This window comes from bacterium, from assembly GCA_030704665.1.
Classification (GTDB): domain Bacteria; phylum Patescibacteriota; class Microgenomatia; order Woykebacterales; family RBG-16-39-9b; genus JAUYID01.
In genome coordinates this window covers 373,450-389,593 of sequence record JAUYID010000009.1, presented here as the reverse complement: position 1 = coordinate 389,593, position 16,144 = coordinate 373,450, and the positions used below count along the sequence as shown (strand labels likewise).

Sequence of the window (16,144 nt, the reverse complement as noted above, 5' to 3'; positions counted from 1 at the left end):
CTCCTCGGAAGAAAGGAGAGAGATCGTTTAATATACTACCACAAAGAGCTCAAAAAGTCAATATTTCTGTTTTACTTCTTGAGGCTAGCTAGGCTTAGTCTTTCAGCCAAATCTGAACCTAGAAATATCTCCACCTCGGCTTCAGAGGTTTGGTTTGTTTTGCTTACCCCAACTCCCAAAAATCCCGCTATTCTTCTGGCTAGCTTGCTGTCTTCATCAACCGCCAAAACTTTTGTCATTTTTTCATTACCGGACTCAACTGTCAAAGATCTTCCACCCAAATTAGTTACAATCCGTTTTAAGTTGCTGCCTAACCCAGCAACCCCACTACCGTTGACAATCTTTACTAAGGAATTTTCCTCTGCGATGTCCGGATCAATCAATAAAGAGCCGATTTCCCGATCAATCTTCTCTGCTTCGACAACTCCTTTTTCGGCGAAACCGGACAAATCAGTAAAATCTATTTTGTCCAGACTGACTGCTTTAAAAATTCGAGCGACACCGATCAGTTGGCTGCTAGACAGGTTCGTCGCAAGGTGCTGATCAAGCCAAGCCTTTTGTCCAAAAAAATTGAAAAAGAAGGATAAAGAGAAAAGTTCCCTTCTCGATTCTAAGAAGGCCTCTTTTGAGAACGCTTCAAGATCTCGAAAGGCCAGATAACCATCGAGCGGTGCACCAATCAGGTTGGCGCTGAGCCAGAAGTTTTGGTCGAAACTTGCGGAAAAAACCTCACTCAAACTCTTTTCCTCATTTGCTAAAGAAGCTTGGTGAGGAAGTTTGAAGAAGTGGAGCTGCCTTGAGGAGTTCTCGTAGCTTAATACCCAGCTTTCTTGTAGGGTCTTCTCCGCAGAATACCTCAGAAGCAAAAGATTCGATTTCTGTTTTAGATCGAGTCTTTTTTCACTGGCAAAAGCACCTGCCAAAGAGGGAAAGGGCTTCTGGATCGCCCCAACCAAACGCAGTACCTGCAGAACCAGATTGGCCAAGAAAAAGATCAGGATAATAAAAAGAAAGACCCGCCAATAGATTTTTTTCCTATTTCTAACCGGGTTTACTGATTTTAAATTTTTTTCGCTGGGAGAGTTTTCCACTTCTTTCCTTTAAGGCTTTTAGTTTAGCACAGGTTTGCTTGACAGCCAAAGGCAGAAGAACTTAACATAGAAGCAATGCCTAGTACTTGGTCGATCTTGTTAAAAAAATACTTTTATAAGGCTAAAGTCGACCCTGCCACCAAACAGCCAATTTCCAAGCCGGACACATTAAAGATCGGTCTCGCCGCTTCTTTGCTATTTTTTATCCTCATTTTGGTGGTAATTCTCATTTGGTCTTTGCTTTCTCTACTCTTAAAACCTCCACCTGACACTCTTCCTGATACCAACCCTGAACAAAATATTGAGTTGGAAAAACAAAGGCAAAAAGAAGCTTCTGAGGCTGCTCAACGAGAAAAAACCCCTCAAGCTCAACTAAACAAAGCTTACAATGAAATCGTTGGTGCCCCTGACTTCCTCAAAGAAATCACCTTGATTGATGGAACAGCCACCTTTCGCTACACTATCAACGAAACTGACAAGTTGACCATTTTAAAGACTGGCTATCAAAATTTTGCAGATTTCGCCGGTAGGGTTTTCAATATCAAAGAAGTAGAAAAGCTGACTTTAATCCTCTACGCTACTGGTATCATTGATTCTCAAGGCCAATCCACTACTCCAGCAATGACTTTAGAGATTTCTAGCTCGAGAGCTGAAAAAGTAAACTGGGAACAAAACAAGTTCCGCTACGAAACTTATCCAAAAAATCTAGACGTGAACAAAATCAACTCGATTCTAAAATTCGAATACCAAAGCCTTATCAAAAAAGAGCAGTAAACTTTTTAACCAGTACGATCCTTGATACGATCAGAAAGCAACTCAATTTGCTCAATCCTAGCTTCACCAGAAACAATTTCCTTCAAGTTTTCTCCGGAAAGTAAACTTGAAACGACCTTACTTGAGATGACTCTAGGAACGATAACGTAGGAAGCACCGGACTTGTAAAAATCAATACCTTTGATCTCCGTAGCTGCCGTGACTACTACCGGAACTTTTATTTCCAGTTTGCTCACTAGATCAAGAAGTTCCTCTGTGTCCTCTGGATCGAAGACAGTAGAAATTACCATCTTGGCCGAACTGATATTGGCGCCCTTTTGAATTTCCGGATCGGTTATATCCCCGAAAAGACAGTCAGTTCCTTCTTCATCGAGTTTCTCAATCACCGCTGGATTAAAATCAACTACCAAAACTTTTTCCCCGTGTTTTTTCAAAGTCTTCAAAATATCCCACCCCAGCCGTCCTAAACCAACCAAAACAAAATGCTCCCGTAACTCACTACTCTTTCTAGGCTCTACAAGCCTGTGTTTGGGTTCAAAAAAGGTCAAATACTTCATCAGAAGGCGATAGACCCGATTGGAATTTTTGACTAAATACGAACTCACGGCAATCGTGATCAGCGCGGAAAGTGTCACGACTCCAACCACTTCCTGCGAAATTTGACCGACCTTCTGTCCTAAATAAAGAATCACTAGAGAAAATTCACTGACCTGAGCAATCGAAATACCACTCAAAAAGCTAGTTCTAGCCTGAAAACCTTGACGAGATAGAAAAAACATTGTTGAGAGAGGTTTAAGCAGAAGAACCAAAAGTGAAAGTACCACCGCGGGAAAAATTATTGAACCTATATCAACTAGAGCAAGCCTAGCCCCTATCAAAATAAAGAAGATTAGAATGAAAAAATCACGCAAAGGTCGTACCCGAGCCGCGATTTGATGCTCTTGCGGCAAATTCGCCAAACCAACTCCGGCCAAGAAAGCCCCAATTTCAATAGAAAACCCAGCGAAGGAGGCTGCGGCAGCGACGATGAAAAGCCAAGCCAAGGCACCAATAAAGAGCAGCTCACTGTGATAAGCAATTCTTTCGAAAATATAGGGCAAAATATTTTGGTTGAGAAAATACCCAACTCCCAAAAAGATTGCCCCAACCGTGGCAGTGATGAAAATATCAAGAAAAGAAGAGCTTCCAGCCGAAAAACTTGAAATAAAAATAAGGGTGAAAATGGCGAGTAAGTCCTGCAGCAAAAGCATTGTCACGGTCAAACCGCCGTAGAGAGAGTCAAAATCCCTTTTCTCAAGCAAAAGTTTTACCGTCACAATCGTACTTGAAAAAGCGAGGGCTATTCCAATATAAAGAGCAGAAGTTCCGCCAAACCCAAGAAGATTAGCAACGAGAAAACCCCCAACCGCGGTGACCAAGACTTGACCAAGACCAGCTTTAAAGGCCGGAAAGCCAAAACGTCGCAACTCTTTGGTCCGTATATCCAAACCAACCAGAAAAAGAACAAAGGACAAGCCTAAATCACGTAAAAGGTTGAAGATCTCGACATTTTGCGCACTGCCAAAAATAAGACGCCCCGCAATCAAACCAGCCACTATATAGGCAATAAAGATTGGCTGTTTGAGGAAACTAGCCCAGGCCCCGAGAAAGGCAGCTAAAGCAATAATGATCCCGATCAAGAAAAAGGCAGAGGAAGTTTCCATTTAGTCTTTCTTTAATGATAACCCATCTAAATAAGCTTGCAAAGCGTCTGGCAGTTCGGAAAAGAATTTCAAGATTTTTCCGGTCCTTGGGTGGCTAAATTCAATTTCACTGGCGTGTAAAAATAGTCTCCCCAAGTCCGCCGGCGCCCCATATAGCTTGTCCCCGACGATCGGAAAGCCAATTGAAGAAAGATGAACACGGATTTGATGGGTGCGACCAGTCTTGGGAAAAACAGAGACAAGGGTAAAGCCTTGAAATTGTTTCACAACACGGTAGTCTGTTTCAGCTTCTTTTCCCGCTTCCAGAACAGCAAATTTCTGGAAAGAGCGCGGATGGCGACCAATATTAGTTTTGATACTACCAAAAGGTTTAGCCATTTCTCCGATCACCAAGGCGGTGTACTTTTTGGTCACTTGTCTCGCCGCAAACTGTTTTTTAAGCTCCTGCGTTGTTTGTGAATTTTTGCCAAGAATAAGTAGCCCTGAGGTACCTTTGTCCAGGCGGTGGACAACACCAGGACGAATCCCCTCCTCGGCCACAGCCAAATTTTTTGTGTGAAAAAGAAGCCAGTTTACAATAGTTCCGGAAGTGTGATCAGAAGTTGGATGGACAACAACTCCAGATTCTTTTTCGATAACTAGCAAATCTGAATCCTCATAGAGAACTTTTACGGGCATATCTTCAGCTTTAATCTCAGTGTCTTTTGGGGGAGGTAAATTCAGGGTAATGGTATCTCCTGAATGAATCTTGTAGTTTTGGCCGACCCCTTTTTTGTTCACCAAGATTTTTCCCTCAACGATCAGCTTTTGGATTTTGGAACGGGAGAGGTTTTTCGTTTGCGAAGCCAAAAAACGGTCTAGTCTGTCTTCGACAGGCTTAACTCGAACTTTAAAAATCTGCATCTTCTTATTCTTTGGCTGACAGAATGGTAGACATTAAAAAGACCTGAAAAAGTATCATTTGTGGCTGATGTTACTCTTACTTAAAAATACTTTTACCTCATTGAGAACTTGGTCTGGGTTCATAGCTGATTTTATTAGATAACCCGCCGCACCCAAAGAAAAACCTTCTTTGATGATCGAGTCTTGACCCAAATTGGTCAGCAAAACCGTGGGACCGTTTGCTTGTTTTGGAGGAGTTTCTTTTAGTTTGCGTAGTACTTCCAGACCATCAATTTTTGGCAGCATAATATCAAGTAAAACTAGGTCAAAACCACCAGCGGAAACTTTATCAAAACCTTCTTGACCGTCGGCGGCCACACTTACCTCATAACCCTCTCCTGAAAGAAGTTCGTCGTAGAGTTCTCTCAAAAATTGATCGTCTTCAACTACCAATATCTTCTGTGCCATTTAAATCCTCCTCATAAGGAATTTTACCACAAACTCTGCGGAAACCAACAAGTTTATCTAACGACCTACTTGCGCTTTTCCTGACAATCCAAGCAAAATTTTGCGGTGGTCATAATACTCAATCTATTCTCTTCGATCTTTTTCCCGCAATTCTGACAATTTCCGTAAGTACCGTCTTTAATACGTCCCAAAGCTTCTTCAACTGCCTTCAGATCTGTTTCCAAAGCAATTCTCGTCGCCGTGATACGGTCGTGACCCTCTATCTCAGTTATATCATCATCGACAGTGTTCGAGCTTTGCCGATCGGGAATCAGATATGGGTCTTCCTTTTTGTAGTGATCAAGTTGTTTTAGCAGTTTGGCTTTTCCACTCTCTAGCTTGCTCTTCTGGACCGGAATTTGCACACTACCTCCTTGTTAGAACTCCTCTTAATTTAAAATCAAGGTTGCTCAATCTTTTCAGGACGACCCTTAGATCGGTCCGCAGATTGCGCAACCCGAAATAGTATAAGCAAACTGCTCCTACTGTTGCAACGATTAAACTAAGAATTTGTGCTAAAGCAACTCCGGCAACAAAGTCTGAGTCAGCTCTGAAAAACTCCAAAACGAGCCGAGCGACCCCGGAAAGTATTAAGTAGTCAAAAAAGACCACTCCCGAACGCATGCTCCCGCTTTTTTCAATATTTTTGAAGTAAAGACGAATCAGAAAAAAGAGAATAAGCAAACTCACAAAAGCTTCGTAAAGTTGGACCGGGTGGCGCGAACCAACTAAGTTTGGAAAGACTACACCCCAAGGTAAATTGGTTTGGCTACCATAATCAGTTCCCGCCAGAAAGGTCCCGAACTTACCAATTGTAAAACTCAGAGCCGCGGCAATTGCTCCCAGATCAGCGATCTGAAAAAAAGGCCACTTCCAGGCTCGCACAAAATACCAAACCACAACCACAGCCGCGAACAAAGACCCAAAATAGGCAAAGCCTCCTTGCCAAAGAAAAAGGCTTGATTTTGGATCTAAAGAGAAAAGATTCCAGTTTATTAAAACGTAAAGAATCCTCCCTCCAACGAGAGCAGCCAAAAGGGCCAGGACCGAAAGATCCAGAAGTTTCTCCTCGCTAAAGCCCCTTTTTTTTCCTTCTCGCCAGAAAAAGAAAGTCCCGGCCAAATAAGCTAGTGTCAAAAAAAATCCGTAAGAGTAAATTGAAAACGGTCCGAGCTTAAAAAGTATTGGTAACATTTTTACTAACCTTCAGTATAACTTTTTCCCCGCAAACGGTAAACACCAGCCGCGATGGTGACGATAGCCATAGCAATCATCACCGAGCGCACACCAAAAGTGTCCCCAATCGCTCCAGCCAAAATCACCGGCAGGGCCGAGACCCCACTAACAAACGTTCCTAGTATCCCATAGGCTCGCCCCCGAAACCGCTCAGGAGTGTCGTGTTGAAGCTCAGTTGTTGCTGGTATAGTGATCAAAGACGCCGCCACACCAAGCAAAACAATGAACAAAATTGCCAAGAGAAAAATGAAATTGCTCAGCTTTACTCTTTCCAGCACAGACAGAGCCGAAAAGGAAATACCAGCCACGAATAGTCCCCAAGTCACCAAAACTGCCTCTTTGTGTTTGCCGGCACGATGACTCAAAAAAACCGACCCGACAATCATTCCCACTGCCGCCGGTGCTACCAAAACTAGACTAGTCAAGCGAACATCCAAATCCAAAACTCGATCAACAAAGCCCGGAGCGATTGTTGCCAAAACCAAAGTAATCGCCTGTGTACTGGTCAAGAAAAAAATAGCGTCTCGGACGGAACGAGTCTTGAAAAAGAAGATGATACCATCAAGAAAACTGCGCCACGAACTCACTCCCTCTTTTTCTTCAATCGATCTGATTGAATCAGGCAAAAACCAAACACAGGCCAGTGCAATCAAAAAGAAAGCGACCAGAACGATCAAAGTAGTTGTCTCTCCAAGTAAAGAAAGTAAAGGGCCGGCGGCAACAAAGCCAATTATGAGCGCTCCTTGAAGAGTGAGTGTAAAAAGAGAATTTGCTGAAATCAGATCCTTTTTTTCTTTTACCAAGGCCGGCAAAGCAGATCCCTCAGCTGGCAAAAAGAAAAGAGTCACCAAAGCCAAAAGTAAGACTAGGCCGTAGATGAAAAAAATATTGGTGTAAACAAACAAAAGACCGAAGACGACCAAAGCACGGAAAAGATTGGTATAAATCAAAACTTTTTTTAAATCTTGATGGTCAACCAAGACTCCGGCCAAATAACCAAAGAACACGGAAGGAACGGTAAAAGCTAAAATCAACAAACTAACCGCGGTATTAGAGCCCTGAGTTTGCTCATAAACTTTGAGAGCTAAAATAAAATAGAGCGCGTTCAAACCTATTTGCGAAGTAATCTGCGCCAACCAGAGCTTGAGAAAATCTATATTCGTGACAATACTCGGAAAGAATCTTTTAATCTGTTCCCCCCACAAAAACTTTTAACCTTAATTTCCTTCCAAAGCCTTTATCAAAGCAAGCGCAGTTTCAATCCCTACTCCAGTCGGGCCCTTAGTCAAATACGGTTTGTCCCCTTCCAACCAGGCAGTTGCTCCAATATCCAAATGCGCCCAATCATTTTCCTTTTCAACAAACTCTCCGAGGAAAACTCCTCCTGCAATGACATCGGCTGCCCGGGTTGGAGGTATATTGGCAAGATCAGCAATATCACTTTTCAACATTTCTTTGTGCTCGGAGTAAATCGGCAGCTGCCAAATTCTCTCCCCCGCCCTCTTTCCAGCAGAAATAACTGTATCAACCCATTCTTGCGAAGACCCGATAATAGCCGTAGCTTCCGGACCCAAAGCAACGTTCACTGCTCCGGTCAGGGTCGAGAGTTCAAAAATCTTCTTCGCCCCCAGTTTTTGAACGTAAGTAAAAGCATCGCTCATCACTACCCTACCCTCAGCGTCAGTGTTGAGGATCTCAATCGTCCGACCGGACAAAGATTTAAAGACATCTCCCGGTTTGGCCGCTTTTCCACTCGGCATGTTCTCAGTCACCGGGGCAATGCCGATGATATCAAGATTGGGTTTAAACTCCCCCACCAATTTCATGATTCCGAGCATAGCGGCTGCCCCAGACATATCCATCTTCATGTCCGCCATTTTGGCTGAAGGTTTGATCGAAATGCCACCGCTATCAAAAGTAATACCTTTTCCGACAATGCCAAGGACAGTCTTACCTGGTTTTGGCGCTTTGTAGTGCAGAACGATCATATAGGATGATTCATCACTCCCTTGCGCAATCGCAAGAAAGGCTCCCATCTTTCTCTTTTTTGCTTCTTTCTCGTCGATAATTTCAATCCCTAGTTTGTAGGTTTTGGCGATCTTTTTTGCTTCTTCAACCACACGAGCCGGAGTCATCAGGTTGGCTGGCTCGGCAATAAGGTGGCGAACCCAGTTAATTGTTTCGGCCGCTGCTTGAGCCTCTCCAACGACTTTTTCATCTGCACCGACAAGAATAAGTTCTTGAATTTCCAGTTTCTCTTTTTTGGTTTTGTGCATCCCGGCATCAAAACTGGCAAGCCCGACTCCTTCGACGACACCAGCCGTTTCTTCAGGGTGGTTCAACAGTGTCGCTAGCTTCTTCACCCCCAACTTGATTGCCCGTTTAGCCGCAGCACCAGCCACATTCTTGGTCATTCGTGGAGCTTCAAAATCCTCTTCTTTGCCCATCCCAACTAATATGAGTCTTTGGAAATTCAAACCTTGGGGATAAAGAACTGCAGTTTCGTAAAGTTTCCCTTTGAATTCTTTGAGTTTGAGAAAATCACTGAGAGCAGAATTTAGTTGCTTGTCTAGCTGGACCATCTTTTCAGAAAGGCTTTTGTCTTCGAAAACCGCCAAATAGAGAGCGTCAGCTTCAATGTTTTTTAAATTTTGATTCGAGACTCTTACTTGCATTGCTGGCAATTTTAACACAAGTTTGAGTTCAGTCAAAGAGTGATTGGCCTTAAATAGTTACGTCTTTGATCTCTTTGGTAGTTTTGGTGAGAATCTCGGCCCCGTTTTTTCCTAAAACAACAATATCTTCTAGCCGAACCCCACCCCAACCAGGACGATAAATCCCCGGCTCGACCGTAAAACAATTTCCAATTTCGAGTTTTTTCTTCCCTGCCAAGCTCAGCTTCGGTAGCTCGTGAATCTCCAAACCAACACCATGACCCAAACCATGCTGGAAGTAGTTTGGGGTTTTTTCTTTAAGAAAATTTCGTACCGCTGTGTCAATCTCTTCTCCACTTTTACCTGGTCGAACCAAGCTCTCCCCTAGTTCTTGGGCCTCTCTGACCCAGTTGTAAATTTTGATTTTTTCTTCGTCTGGTTTTCCAATAAAAATAACCCGAGAAGTGTCTGAATGATAACCTTCAACTACACTAGCGAAGTCTAGCTGCAAAAGGTCTCCCTTTTTGATTTTTACCTTTGAGCTATTTCCGTAATGCGGAATAGAAGAGTTTGCTCCAGAAGCCACAATAAAAGGTTGCCAACCCATTCTCTGCGCCCCAAGCTCTTTTAATTTTCTTTCCAACTCCCAAGCTACCTCTGCTTCTGTCTGACCGGTTTTAACGAAGTTCAAAATGTATTCAAAAGCACTTTGGTCCAGCCGAACTGCTGCCCTGATCGCCTCAATTTCATCTTGGTCTTTGGTCGCTCGTCTTTCTTCAAGCAAGTGGGCAAGAGGGATCAATTTTGAGGGGAAAAGTTTCTTAAAGCGTTTAAAGTCAAAAACGGAAAGATTGTGGCTTTCAAATGCGATTCTTTTTAGCTTCTTTTTGCTGATAAACTCGACTGCAAAAGAGGAAAAATTCCCGGGAACCTCAACTACCTCAAAACCGTCTACCAGCTGAATTGCTTGTTCAGTGTAACGCGAGTCGGTAAAAAGAAAGGCTTGGCCGGGTGTGATTAAAAGATAACCACTTTCCGGGTCCGCTTCCCAACCAGTTAAATAGGTTTTGTTCTCAGTTTTTGAAACTAAAAAGCCGTCGAGAGAAGTTTTATCTAGTTTACTTTGCAGCCACTTCAGCCTTTTTTGCTCTCGGCTTGGATCTTGCTCTTTTGGCTTTTCTAACTTGCTTGCGGGTCTCACCATTGCTTTCCTTTCTGAGCTCAGGAGCAATTGAACGCATATTTTTGATCACTTGAAAAACCCCAGAAAAATCTACTCCTAGGTGTAGGGGTTTAGTTTCGACTGATTTAGTCTGGGCCTCAATCACATTTAACAAGGGTACTTCAGCTTGAAGATTGCCACAGTTAGGACAAGCTGACCAACTGGCATGAACCAAAAAACCACAGTTTTTACATTTATTCTTTAAACTGGTCGCGCAACGAATACAAAAGAGGAAGTTCTCAGGAGTAATCTGCCCACACTTCGGGCAAGCTAAGGAACTAGCAAGAAGAAACTGTTCCTCTAGCTCCTGGGTTTCAGATTCTTTTTTGGTCAGACTCGGTCGAATCATCAGATAAAAAGCAAAGCCCACAAAGGCTCCCAGAGCAACCAAAAGCAACATTGCAAGCCGGTAAAACCAATTGTCACTTCTCCGGCTGATATCAACCCAGGTCCAAACAATCAGTCCCAGCCAAATAAGAAAGATGTAGGAGACCAAAATCACCAAAACGGTTATGTTGGTCAATAAGCTAATTAAATCCGCCATAGATAAAAAAATTAAGTGGAACAGTTATACTAAACTTGGTTGTCTTTGGCAATAGGTTTGCTTAGAAGTCATTTGTTTGACAAAAACGTTTTCTTGGCCTAGAATTTTTAGTTGTTAGTCTAGCGAAAGACTAACTCTTATGCTTTCGACTCCCCATTTACTTATCGGTGCCGCTCTTGTCAAAGCCATACCCAATCCGGCAATTTCTTTGCCGGCCGCCTTTGCTTCTCATTTCGTTCTGGACGCAACTCCTCATTGGGACGGCTCGCCTCACCCACCCTTTGGGAAAAAGTTTTATTTTTGGGTCGGGCTCGATTATCTTTTTGGTTTGTTTTTAATTTGGTGGTTTGCCAGAAGTAATCCCCAGCTTCCGTTAATAATGTTTGGTGGTTTTCTTGGTACAGCTCCTGATTTTATGCTGGCTAGCTTTCGAGGTTTTGAGTTTCTCCCTTGGAACAAGTGGGCTTGGTACAAAAAGCTGAACAACTTCCACCGTGGGATTCAAAGCAACGTACCTCCGGCGAGCGGTTTTGTGACTGCCGCAGTCGCGGTCGGGCTGGCAATTTTCCTTTTGGTAAAAGTTTAGCTATTTTGCTCTCTCTAGGTAGTCACCACTACGCGTATCAAGACGAATTTTCTCTCCTTCTTTGATAAAAAGAGGCACCTGCACCGTCATTCCGTTTTCAAGAGTAGCTGCCTTGTAGGCACTCGAAACGCTGTCGCCTTTGATTCCCGGTCCAGTATCTTCTACTTTCAACTCTACTGTTCGGGGCATCTCAACACTCAAAATTTCCTCATCTACGCAGACTAGGTTGTAATTTCCCCCTTCCTGGAGATATTTTTCTTGACCAACCAAAGCTGATAGCGGTAAAGAAAACTGCTCGTAGCTTTTCGGGTCCATAAAGTAAGCCAAACTTCCATCAAGATAAAGAAACTGAGCTTCTTTCTTTTCAACCTCAGCTGGATCAACCCTAGCCCCAGACATGAAGCTTTTTTCAGTAATTGTCCCGCTACGAAGATTGCGCACTTTGACCTTGATGTTCGCACTTCCCCTACCGACTTTAATATGTTGGTATTCGAGCACTTCCCAAAGGTTACCCTGGTCTTTGAAAGCAGCTCCGGACCGTAAGTCAGTAACATTAATCATAATTGGTCGCCATTTAACCATTTCCGAGGGCATTTCGCAAGCTTTATTCTTTATTTTAAAGGTGTTTAATTTAGTCTTCGAGCAGAGTAAAATTAACTTGAGAAAGGAGGCCTTTGCATGAGTACCACAAGGACGAGAGAAGATCTCAAGGAACTGAAGCTGGGGGTCGAAGAGATAGCCCACACACCAGGCCGGGGCCAGGTTCGCGATGGCTATCTCAACCGCCTACGCCGTCTCCTGCGACTGCGCAAAGATCATTTCGACGAGCTGAATGAACAAGGCCTGCGGCTCCTTGATCGGTCCATCTTTGCTGCCTACTGCGACTGTGTGGACATTGATGAGGGTGCCGCAGCCAGGAAAATCCTGAAGGATGTTCGGCTAACCCTCAGCTTGAGTAGCCGACCAACCAGTAGCTGACAGCCTCTGACAAGAAGAAAGGTGAGAACAATTCCTGGACTTACCCATAGGCCCTGACAAAAACTGCCGGGGCCTAGACATTTTGTTTTGCTTAAAATTTATTGAATTTTGCTCAGGCGGAGTTTGCCTTTGAGGACTTCTTCAAGAATTTGCACGGGTGATAGGTCAACTTTGCTACGCAGTTTTTCTTCTGAAACTCCAAGCTCTCGCAGAATCGAAACTGCTTCTTTGGCAAAGCTCATCTCTTTATCAAACTTTCCTGATTGGTTCGTCGCTCGCCTCCAGAGAAAATCGGTTAGCAGCATTCGACTAGCCTCATCTTCAACGTTGTGAAAACTCACTTTCTGCAAGATCTGATCAGTTTCCGGATAAGCCTCTTTCTTGACCTTTTCCACCTCCCGCAAGGTAGCGGCTAGTTCCTGAATCTTACCAGCAAAGTCTGGATAGGCTTTGGCTACCTCCTCCCACTGCGCCGTGTTTGCTTCGCCACTCAAGGCAAGCTTTTGCCGATAATCCAAATAAAGAATAGTCACATCAAAGGAAGCTTTTTTCAGGGTTTCTTCACTCGAAAGTTTACTTACCTCCACCGCCGTATCGGCCAGTTTGTCCAGTGTCGGTGGTGAAGAAATCACCCGCTCCTCTTCGACTGACGAGTCGGGTGTTTCGCCAGTTAGTGGCGCATCAATAGCCACCCCTAAACTGTCTGGTGAGGCAACTTGAGCTGCATCTGAGACAGTCAGCGGCTTTTCCTGAACTGGTAAAGGCTCTACCCCCGATCCATCAAGCGGAGAAGGAACTACCCAAGAAGGTTGTTGTGGGACAACGGTTGCTGTCGAGTCAGGTAAATTAGTCGGTAAAGAGCTGCTAGGCTCGGGTGGGTTTGGATTGTTTTGTGAAAGAGTTGCTCCCGGCACTGACGGAGCCGGGCTAGAATCTCCGTTTGGGTCAAACATAGGCCCATCTATAATGGCAAAGAAACGCTAGGGTGTCAATTGACTAAATTGCAAAACCAGGCTCAAAACTATATAATCGGGTTTCACTGGGCAAGTGGTGGAATGGTAGACACGCAGGTCTCAAAAACCTGTGAGCTCAAACTCATGAGGGTTCGACTCCCTCCTTGCCCACCAAAGAAATGAAAACTCCTTACTTAAAAATTGCAGTCTATATACTTGCTTCCCTTTTCCTGGGTTTCCTTTTCTCTTCAATCATTAATTACTATGACTATCAGAATTTTGAGCCAATGACCATAACCCAAATAATGGGTAAAACTTTGTTTATAAAAAGTTTTTGGCCTTTTTGGTTTTTGAGTTCTTTTCTAATTCTAATCTTGATGGTTGGAGTATCTGAAATTGTTATTAAACTTACTAAGTATTTTTCGAAATAACTATTTTTTTACTAACTTGTAAATCGCCCCAATTTTGTCATCGGAAATAAAGAGACTGCCTTTGGAATCAAATTCCAAATCAACTGGTCGGCCCAGAGCAGAAGAACCAGCAAGAAAGCCAGTGATGAAATCTTCTTGTGAAATGACCGAACTACCTTTTACATCCAGTTTAACTATCTTATAACCAGTTGGAACTGTGCGGTTCCAAGAACCGTGAAAGGCAACGAGCATGTCCCCCTGCCAGGAATCCGGAAACTGCTGCGAATCAATAAAATTTAAGCCTAAGGGAGCTGAATGAGCCTGCATACTCCAAACCGGAGCAGAAGTACTTTCACAACTATGGTTGTTGCCTGGATCAAATTTGTCATCGTGAACTTTGTTTTCATAGCAAAAGGGCCAGCCATAGTCCCCACCGTCTTTAATAATGTTGATATCTTCTTTCGGAGTATTGTCTCCGAGAAGGTCTCGACCCATGTCTGTTCCCCAAAGTTTACCTGTCTCCGGGCTAATTTTGAGAAAGACACTGTTGCGTAGACCTTTAGCAAAAAGTCTTGGTTTTCTTCCTTCAGTATCAGAAACCACTACCCCGGCCAGCCATTCTTCGCTTTCCACGCAAACATTACAACTCGAACCCACGGTCACGAAAAGCACGCCATTTTTATCAATAACAACACTTCTCGTACTGTGACCGCCTTGATAGGGATAAGAAAAAAGCTTTTTGTCAAAAGAGGTGGTCAATTTCTTCTCATCAAAAGAATACCGACTCACTTTGGTAAGTTCAGCAACAAAAAGCTTCCCCTGGTAAAAAGCTAGACCGTGAGGTTTGTTAAGTCCTGTGAGCAGGTTTACAACTTTATCAGCTTTCCCGTCATTATCGACATCAGGCAAAGCAACAACCCTCCCCTGAGCGGGTACAGAAGCAAGCAGAGTCCCACCTGGGGAAAACTGCAAATCCCGCACTGGCCCAAGTTTTTTGGCAAAGACTCCAATTTTAAAACTAGTATCAAATTTTAAGGGTATAGAAACATTCTCTCCGATTTTTTGTTTCTCAATTTCAGAGACAAGATCTTTGCTCGGTGGAAAAAGAGCTGGGCGCAAATCCCCAACTTTGGTTTTGAGAAGAAAGAGAAAAATAGCAACGCCCAGGGTTAGAATCAAGATAAAAAGAGGGATGAAGATTTTCGGCCTGAAAAAATACCTCATGAGATCTGTTTTTTTAAGAAAGTCTAGCTTTTTCTACTGCGTAAAAACGTCGGCGCTCACCTTTGAATTTGAGGTCAATCTCACCCAAAGGACCGTTGCGGTGTTTGGCAATATTGAGTTTAACGTTTTCGGTATCATCTACGTCTTCTCGGTAAAGAAACATGACCACATCGGCGTCTTGCTCAATTGCGCCTGATTCTCGTAGATCGGAGAGTTGAGGATTTCTAGTTTGCCTCGATTCAACCGCCCGTGAAAGCTGACTGATCGCCACCACCGGAATTTTGAGTTCGCGCGCTAAGTTTTTCAGAGCTTGGGAGATCTCGGAAACTTCCTGGACTCGGTTTTCCAAATCTCGACCGTGAATCAGTTGTAGATAGTCAACGAAAAGGACTTTCAACCCTGCTTCCATTTGCAGTCTTCGTGCTTTGGTGCGCATTTCCATGATTGAAGCTCCTGGCGTATCATCAATATAAATTGGTGCTTCAGCTAGTTCCCCCATCGCATCGGAAATTTTTTCAAAATCTTTCTCTTCCAAATTTCCCGTGGTGATTTTCCAAGCGTCAACATCAGCTTGGGAAGCAAGCATCAAATCAACCAACTGTTCTTTGCCCATTTCCAAAGAGAAAATTCCCACCGGAACTTTTTCTTTGGTAGCAATGTGCTGAATCATATTCATTGCCAAGGTAGTCTTACCCATCGAAGGTCGAGCCGCGAGAACAATCAAGGTCGAGTCCTGCAGACCGGAAAGCTTTTTGTCGAGCTCCGTGTAACCAGAAGGAATGCCTCGCATCCCAGAACCGCGCTTGTGGAGCTCGTCAAGCCGGTCGAAACTTTCAGCCAGTGCGTCTTTGATCGCCAAAAAATTCTGTTTTAAATTGTTTTGAGAAATCCCAAAAAGAGTCGATTCAGCGCTGTCCAGCAAATCTTTTACTTCGGTTTCTTCGTTGTAAGCTTCTTCCGAAATGGCATTCGCCGCCGAGATGAGGGCTCTTTTGGTCGCTTTGTCTTTGACCAAGTTGGCGTAGTGTTCGATGTGAGCTGCGGTTGGAACCAGGTTCACCAAACTAGAAAGATACCCCGCTCCACCAACCATTTCAAACTTATCAATTCTTTTGAGCTCGTCAGTGATAGTGACCAGATCAGCGGGCAATCTTTTTTCGTAAAGAGTCAGAATCGCACGATAGATCTCAGCGTGGGTTTCTTTGTAAAAGTGTCCTGGTTTGAGAGACTCCGCCACTTTGACAATCGCGTCTCTATCAAGAAGTAATGCCCCCAGTACTGACTGCTCAGCTTCAAGGGCCTGGGGAGGAATCTTTCCAGCCACTGATTTTATTTCGACTGTTTTTAAACCTGCTCTACCTTGGACCATGAGTTTTGACT

Annotated in this window: 17 protein-coding genes and 1 tRNA gene; 4 read left to right on the top strand and 14 right to left on the bottom strand. The window is 43.8% G+C overall.

Features of this window, described 5'->3' with window-relative positions:
- Positions 1-71: 71 nt before the first annotated feature.
- Positions 72-1,091, bottom strand: coding sequence for a LytR C-terminal domain-containing protein (locus tag Q8P13_02215; protein MDP2671254.1), 1,020 nt, complete (start codon positions 1,089-1,091; stop codon positions 72-74).
- Positions 1,092-1,166: 75 nt separating this feature from the next.
- Here Q8P13_02215 and Q8P13_02210 point away from each other — a divergent pair, with 75 nt between their 5' ends.
- Positions 1,167-1,865, top strand: coding sequence for a hypothetical protein (locus tag Q8P13_02210; protein ID MDP2671253.1), 699 nt, complete (start codon positions 1,167-1,169; stop codon positions 1,863-1,865).
- A 5-nt stretch (positions 1,866-1,870) separates the two neighbouring features.
- Here the strand turns inward: Q8P13_02210 and Q8P13_02205 are convergent, their stop codons facing one another.
- The 9 genes from Q8P13_02205 to Q8P13_02165 form a co-directional block, all read right to left on the bottom strand.
- Entirely contained in the window at positions 1,871-3,568 is a 1,698-nt protein-coding gene (locus tag Q8P13_02205) for a cation:proton antiporter (protein ID MDP2671252.1), read from the bottom strand.
- Complete coding sequence (locus tag Q8P13_02200) at positions 3,569-4,471, bottom strand: RluA family pseudouridine synthase (GenBank protein ID MDP2671251.1); 903 nt, start codon at positions 4,469-4,471, stop codon at positions 3,569-3,571. It lies immediately after the preceding gene.
- Between the two features lie 54 nt (positions 4,472-4,525).
- A complete protein-coding gene (locus Q8P13_02195; protein ID MDP2671250.1) occupies positions 4,526-4,918 on the bottom strand; it encodes a response regulator in 393 nt (130 codons plus the stop codon).
- Between the two features lie 65 nt (positions 4,919-4,983).
- Complete coding sequence (locus Q8P13_02190) at positions 4,984-5,322, bottom strand: TraR/DksA C4-type zinc finger protein (GenBank protein MDP2671249.1); 339 nt, start codon at positions 5,320-5,322, stop codon at positions 4,984-4,986.
- Position 5,323: 1 nt separating this feature from the next.
- The gene (gene lgt / locus Q8P13_02185; protein MDP2671248.1) at positions 5,324-6,151 is read right to left on the bottom strand and encodes a prolipoprotein diacylglyceryl transferase; all 828 of its coding nucleotides are present in this window, start codon (positions 6,149-6,151) and stop codon (positions 5,324-5,326) included.
- A 5-nt stretch (positions 6,152-6,156) separates the two neighbouring features.
- Positions 6,157-7,398: an MFS transporter gene (locus Q8P13_02180; GenBank protein ID MDP2671247.1), complete on the bottom strand. Its 1,242-nt coding sequence runs from the start codon at positions 7,396-7,398 to the stop codon at positions 6,157-6,159.
- A gap of 12 nt (positions 7,399-7,410) precedes the next feature.
- Positions 7,411-8,868: a leucyl aminopeptidase family protein gene (locus tag Q8P13_02175; GenBank protein MDP2671246.1), complete on the bottom strand. Its 1,458-nt coding sequence runs from the start codon at positions 8,866-8,868 to the stop codon at positions 7,411-7,413.
- A gap of 49 nt (positions 8,869-8,917) precedes the next feature.
- Positions 8,918-10,051, bottom strand: a complete 1,134-nt coding sequence (locus Q8P13_02170) for a Xaa-Pro peptidase family protein (GenBank protein ID MDP2671245.1) — start codon at positions 10,049-10,051, stop codon at positions 8,918-8,920.
- Entirely contained in the window at positions 9,966-10,613 is a 648-nt protein-coding gene (locus tag Q8P13_02165) for a zinc ribbon domain-containing protein (protein ID MDP2671244.1), read from the bottom strand. Before Q8P13_02165 ends, Q8P13_02170 begins: the two co-directional genes overlap by 86 nt.
- A 139-nt stretch (positions 10,614-10,752) precedes the next feature.
- On the opposite strand from Q8P13_02165, the gene Q8P13_02160 reads away from it, so the two are divergent.
- Positions 10,753-11,199 (top strand): hypothetical protein, encoded by a 447-nt coding sequence (locus Q8P13_02160; GenBank protein MDP2671243.1) that lies wholly within the window; start codon positions 10,753-10,755, stop codon positions 11,197-11,199.
- Here the strand turns inward: Q8P13_02160 and efp are convergent, their stop codons facing one another.
- Positions 11,200-11,793 carry an elongation factor P gene (efp, locus tag Q8P13_02155; GenBank protein ID MDP2671242.1) on the bottom strand — a complete coding sequence of 198 codons (594 nt, stop codon included), beginning with the start codon at positions 11,791-11,793 and terminating at the stop codon, positions 11,200-11,202.
- 84 nt (positions 11,794-11,877) lie between these two features.
- Here efp and Q8P13_02150 point away from each other — a divergent pair, with 84 nt between their 5' ends.
- On the top strand, positions 11,878-12,177 hold the full coding sequence (locus Q8P13_02150; protein MDP2671241.1) for a hypothetical protein: 300 nt from the start codon (positions 11,878-11,880) through the stop codon (positions 12,175-12,177).
- A gap of 98 nt (positions 12,178-12,275) precedes the next feature.
- Here Q8P13_02150 and Q8P13_02145 read toward each other — a convergent pair whose 3' ends face one another.
- Complete coding sequence (locus tag Q8P13_02145; protein ID MDP2671240.1) at positions 12,276-13,130, bottom strand: hypothetical protein; 855 nt, start codon at positions 13,128-13,130, stop codon at positions 12,276-12,278.
- An 88-nt stretch (positions 13,131-13,218) separates the two neighbouring features.
- Between Q8P13_02145 and Q8P13_02140 the strand changes: the two genes are divergently transcribed.
- Positions 13,219-13,304: transfer RNA gene (locus Q8P13_02140), tRNA-Leu, on the top strand.
- A 257-nt stretch (positions 13,305-13,561) separates the two neighbouring features.
- On the opposite strand, the gene Q8P13_02135 is transcribed toward Q8P13_02140, so the two are convergent.
- Together Q8P13_02135 and dnaB are read right to left on the bottom strand one after the other, a co-directional pair.
- Positions 13,562-14,764 (bottom strand): PQQ-dependent sugar dehydrogenase, encoded by a 1,203-nt coding sequence (locus tag Q8P13_02135; protein ID MDP2671239.1) that lies wholly within the window; start codon positions 14,762-14,764, stop codon positions 13,562-13,564.
- A gap of 13 nt (positions 14,765-14,777) precedes the next feature.
- On the bottom strand, positions 14,778-16,133 hold the full coding sequence (gene dnaB, locus Q8P13_02130; protein MDP2671238.1) for a replicative DNA helicase: 1,356 nt from the start codon (positions 16,131-16,133) through the stop codon (positions 14,778-14,780).
- Positions 16,134-16,144: the final 11 nt, after the last annotated feature.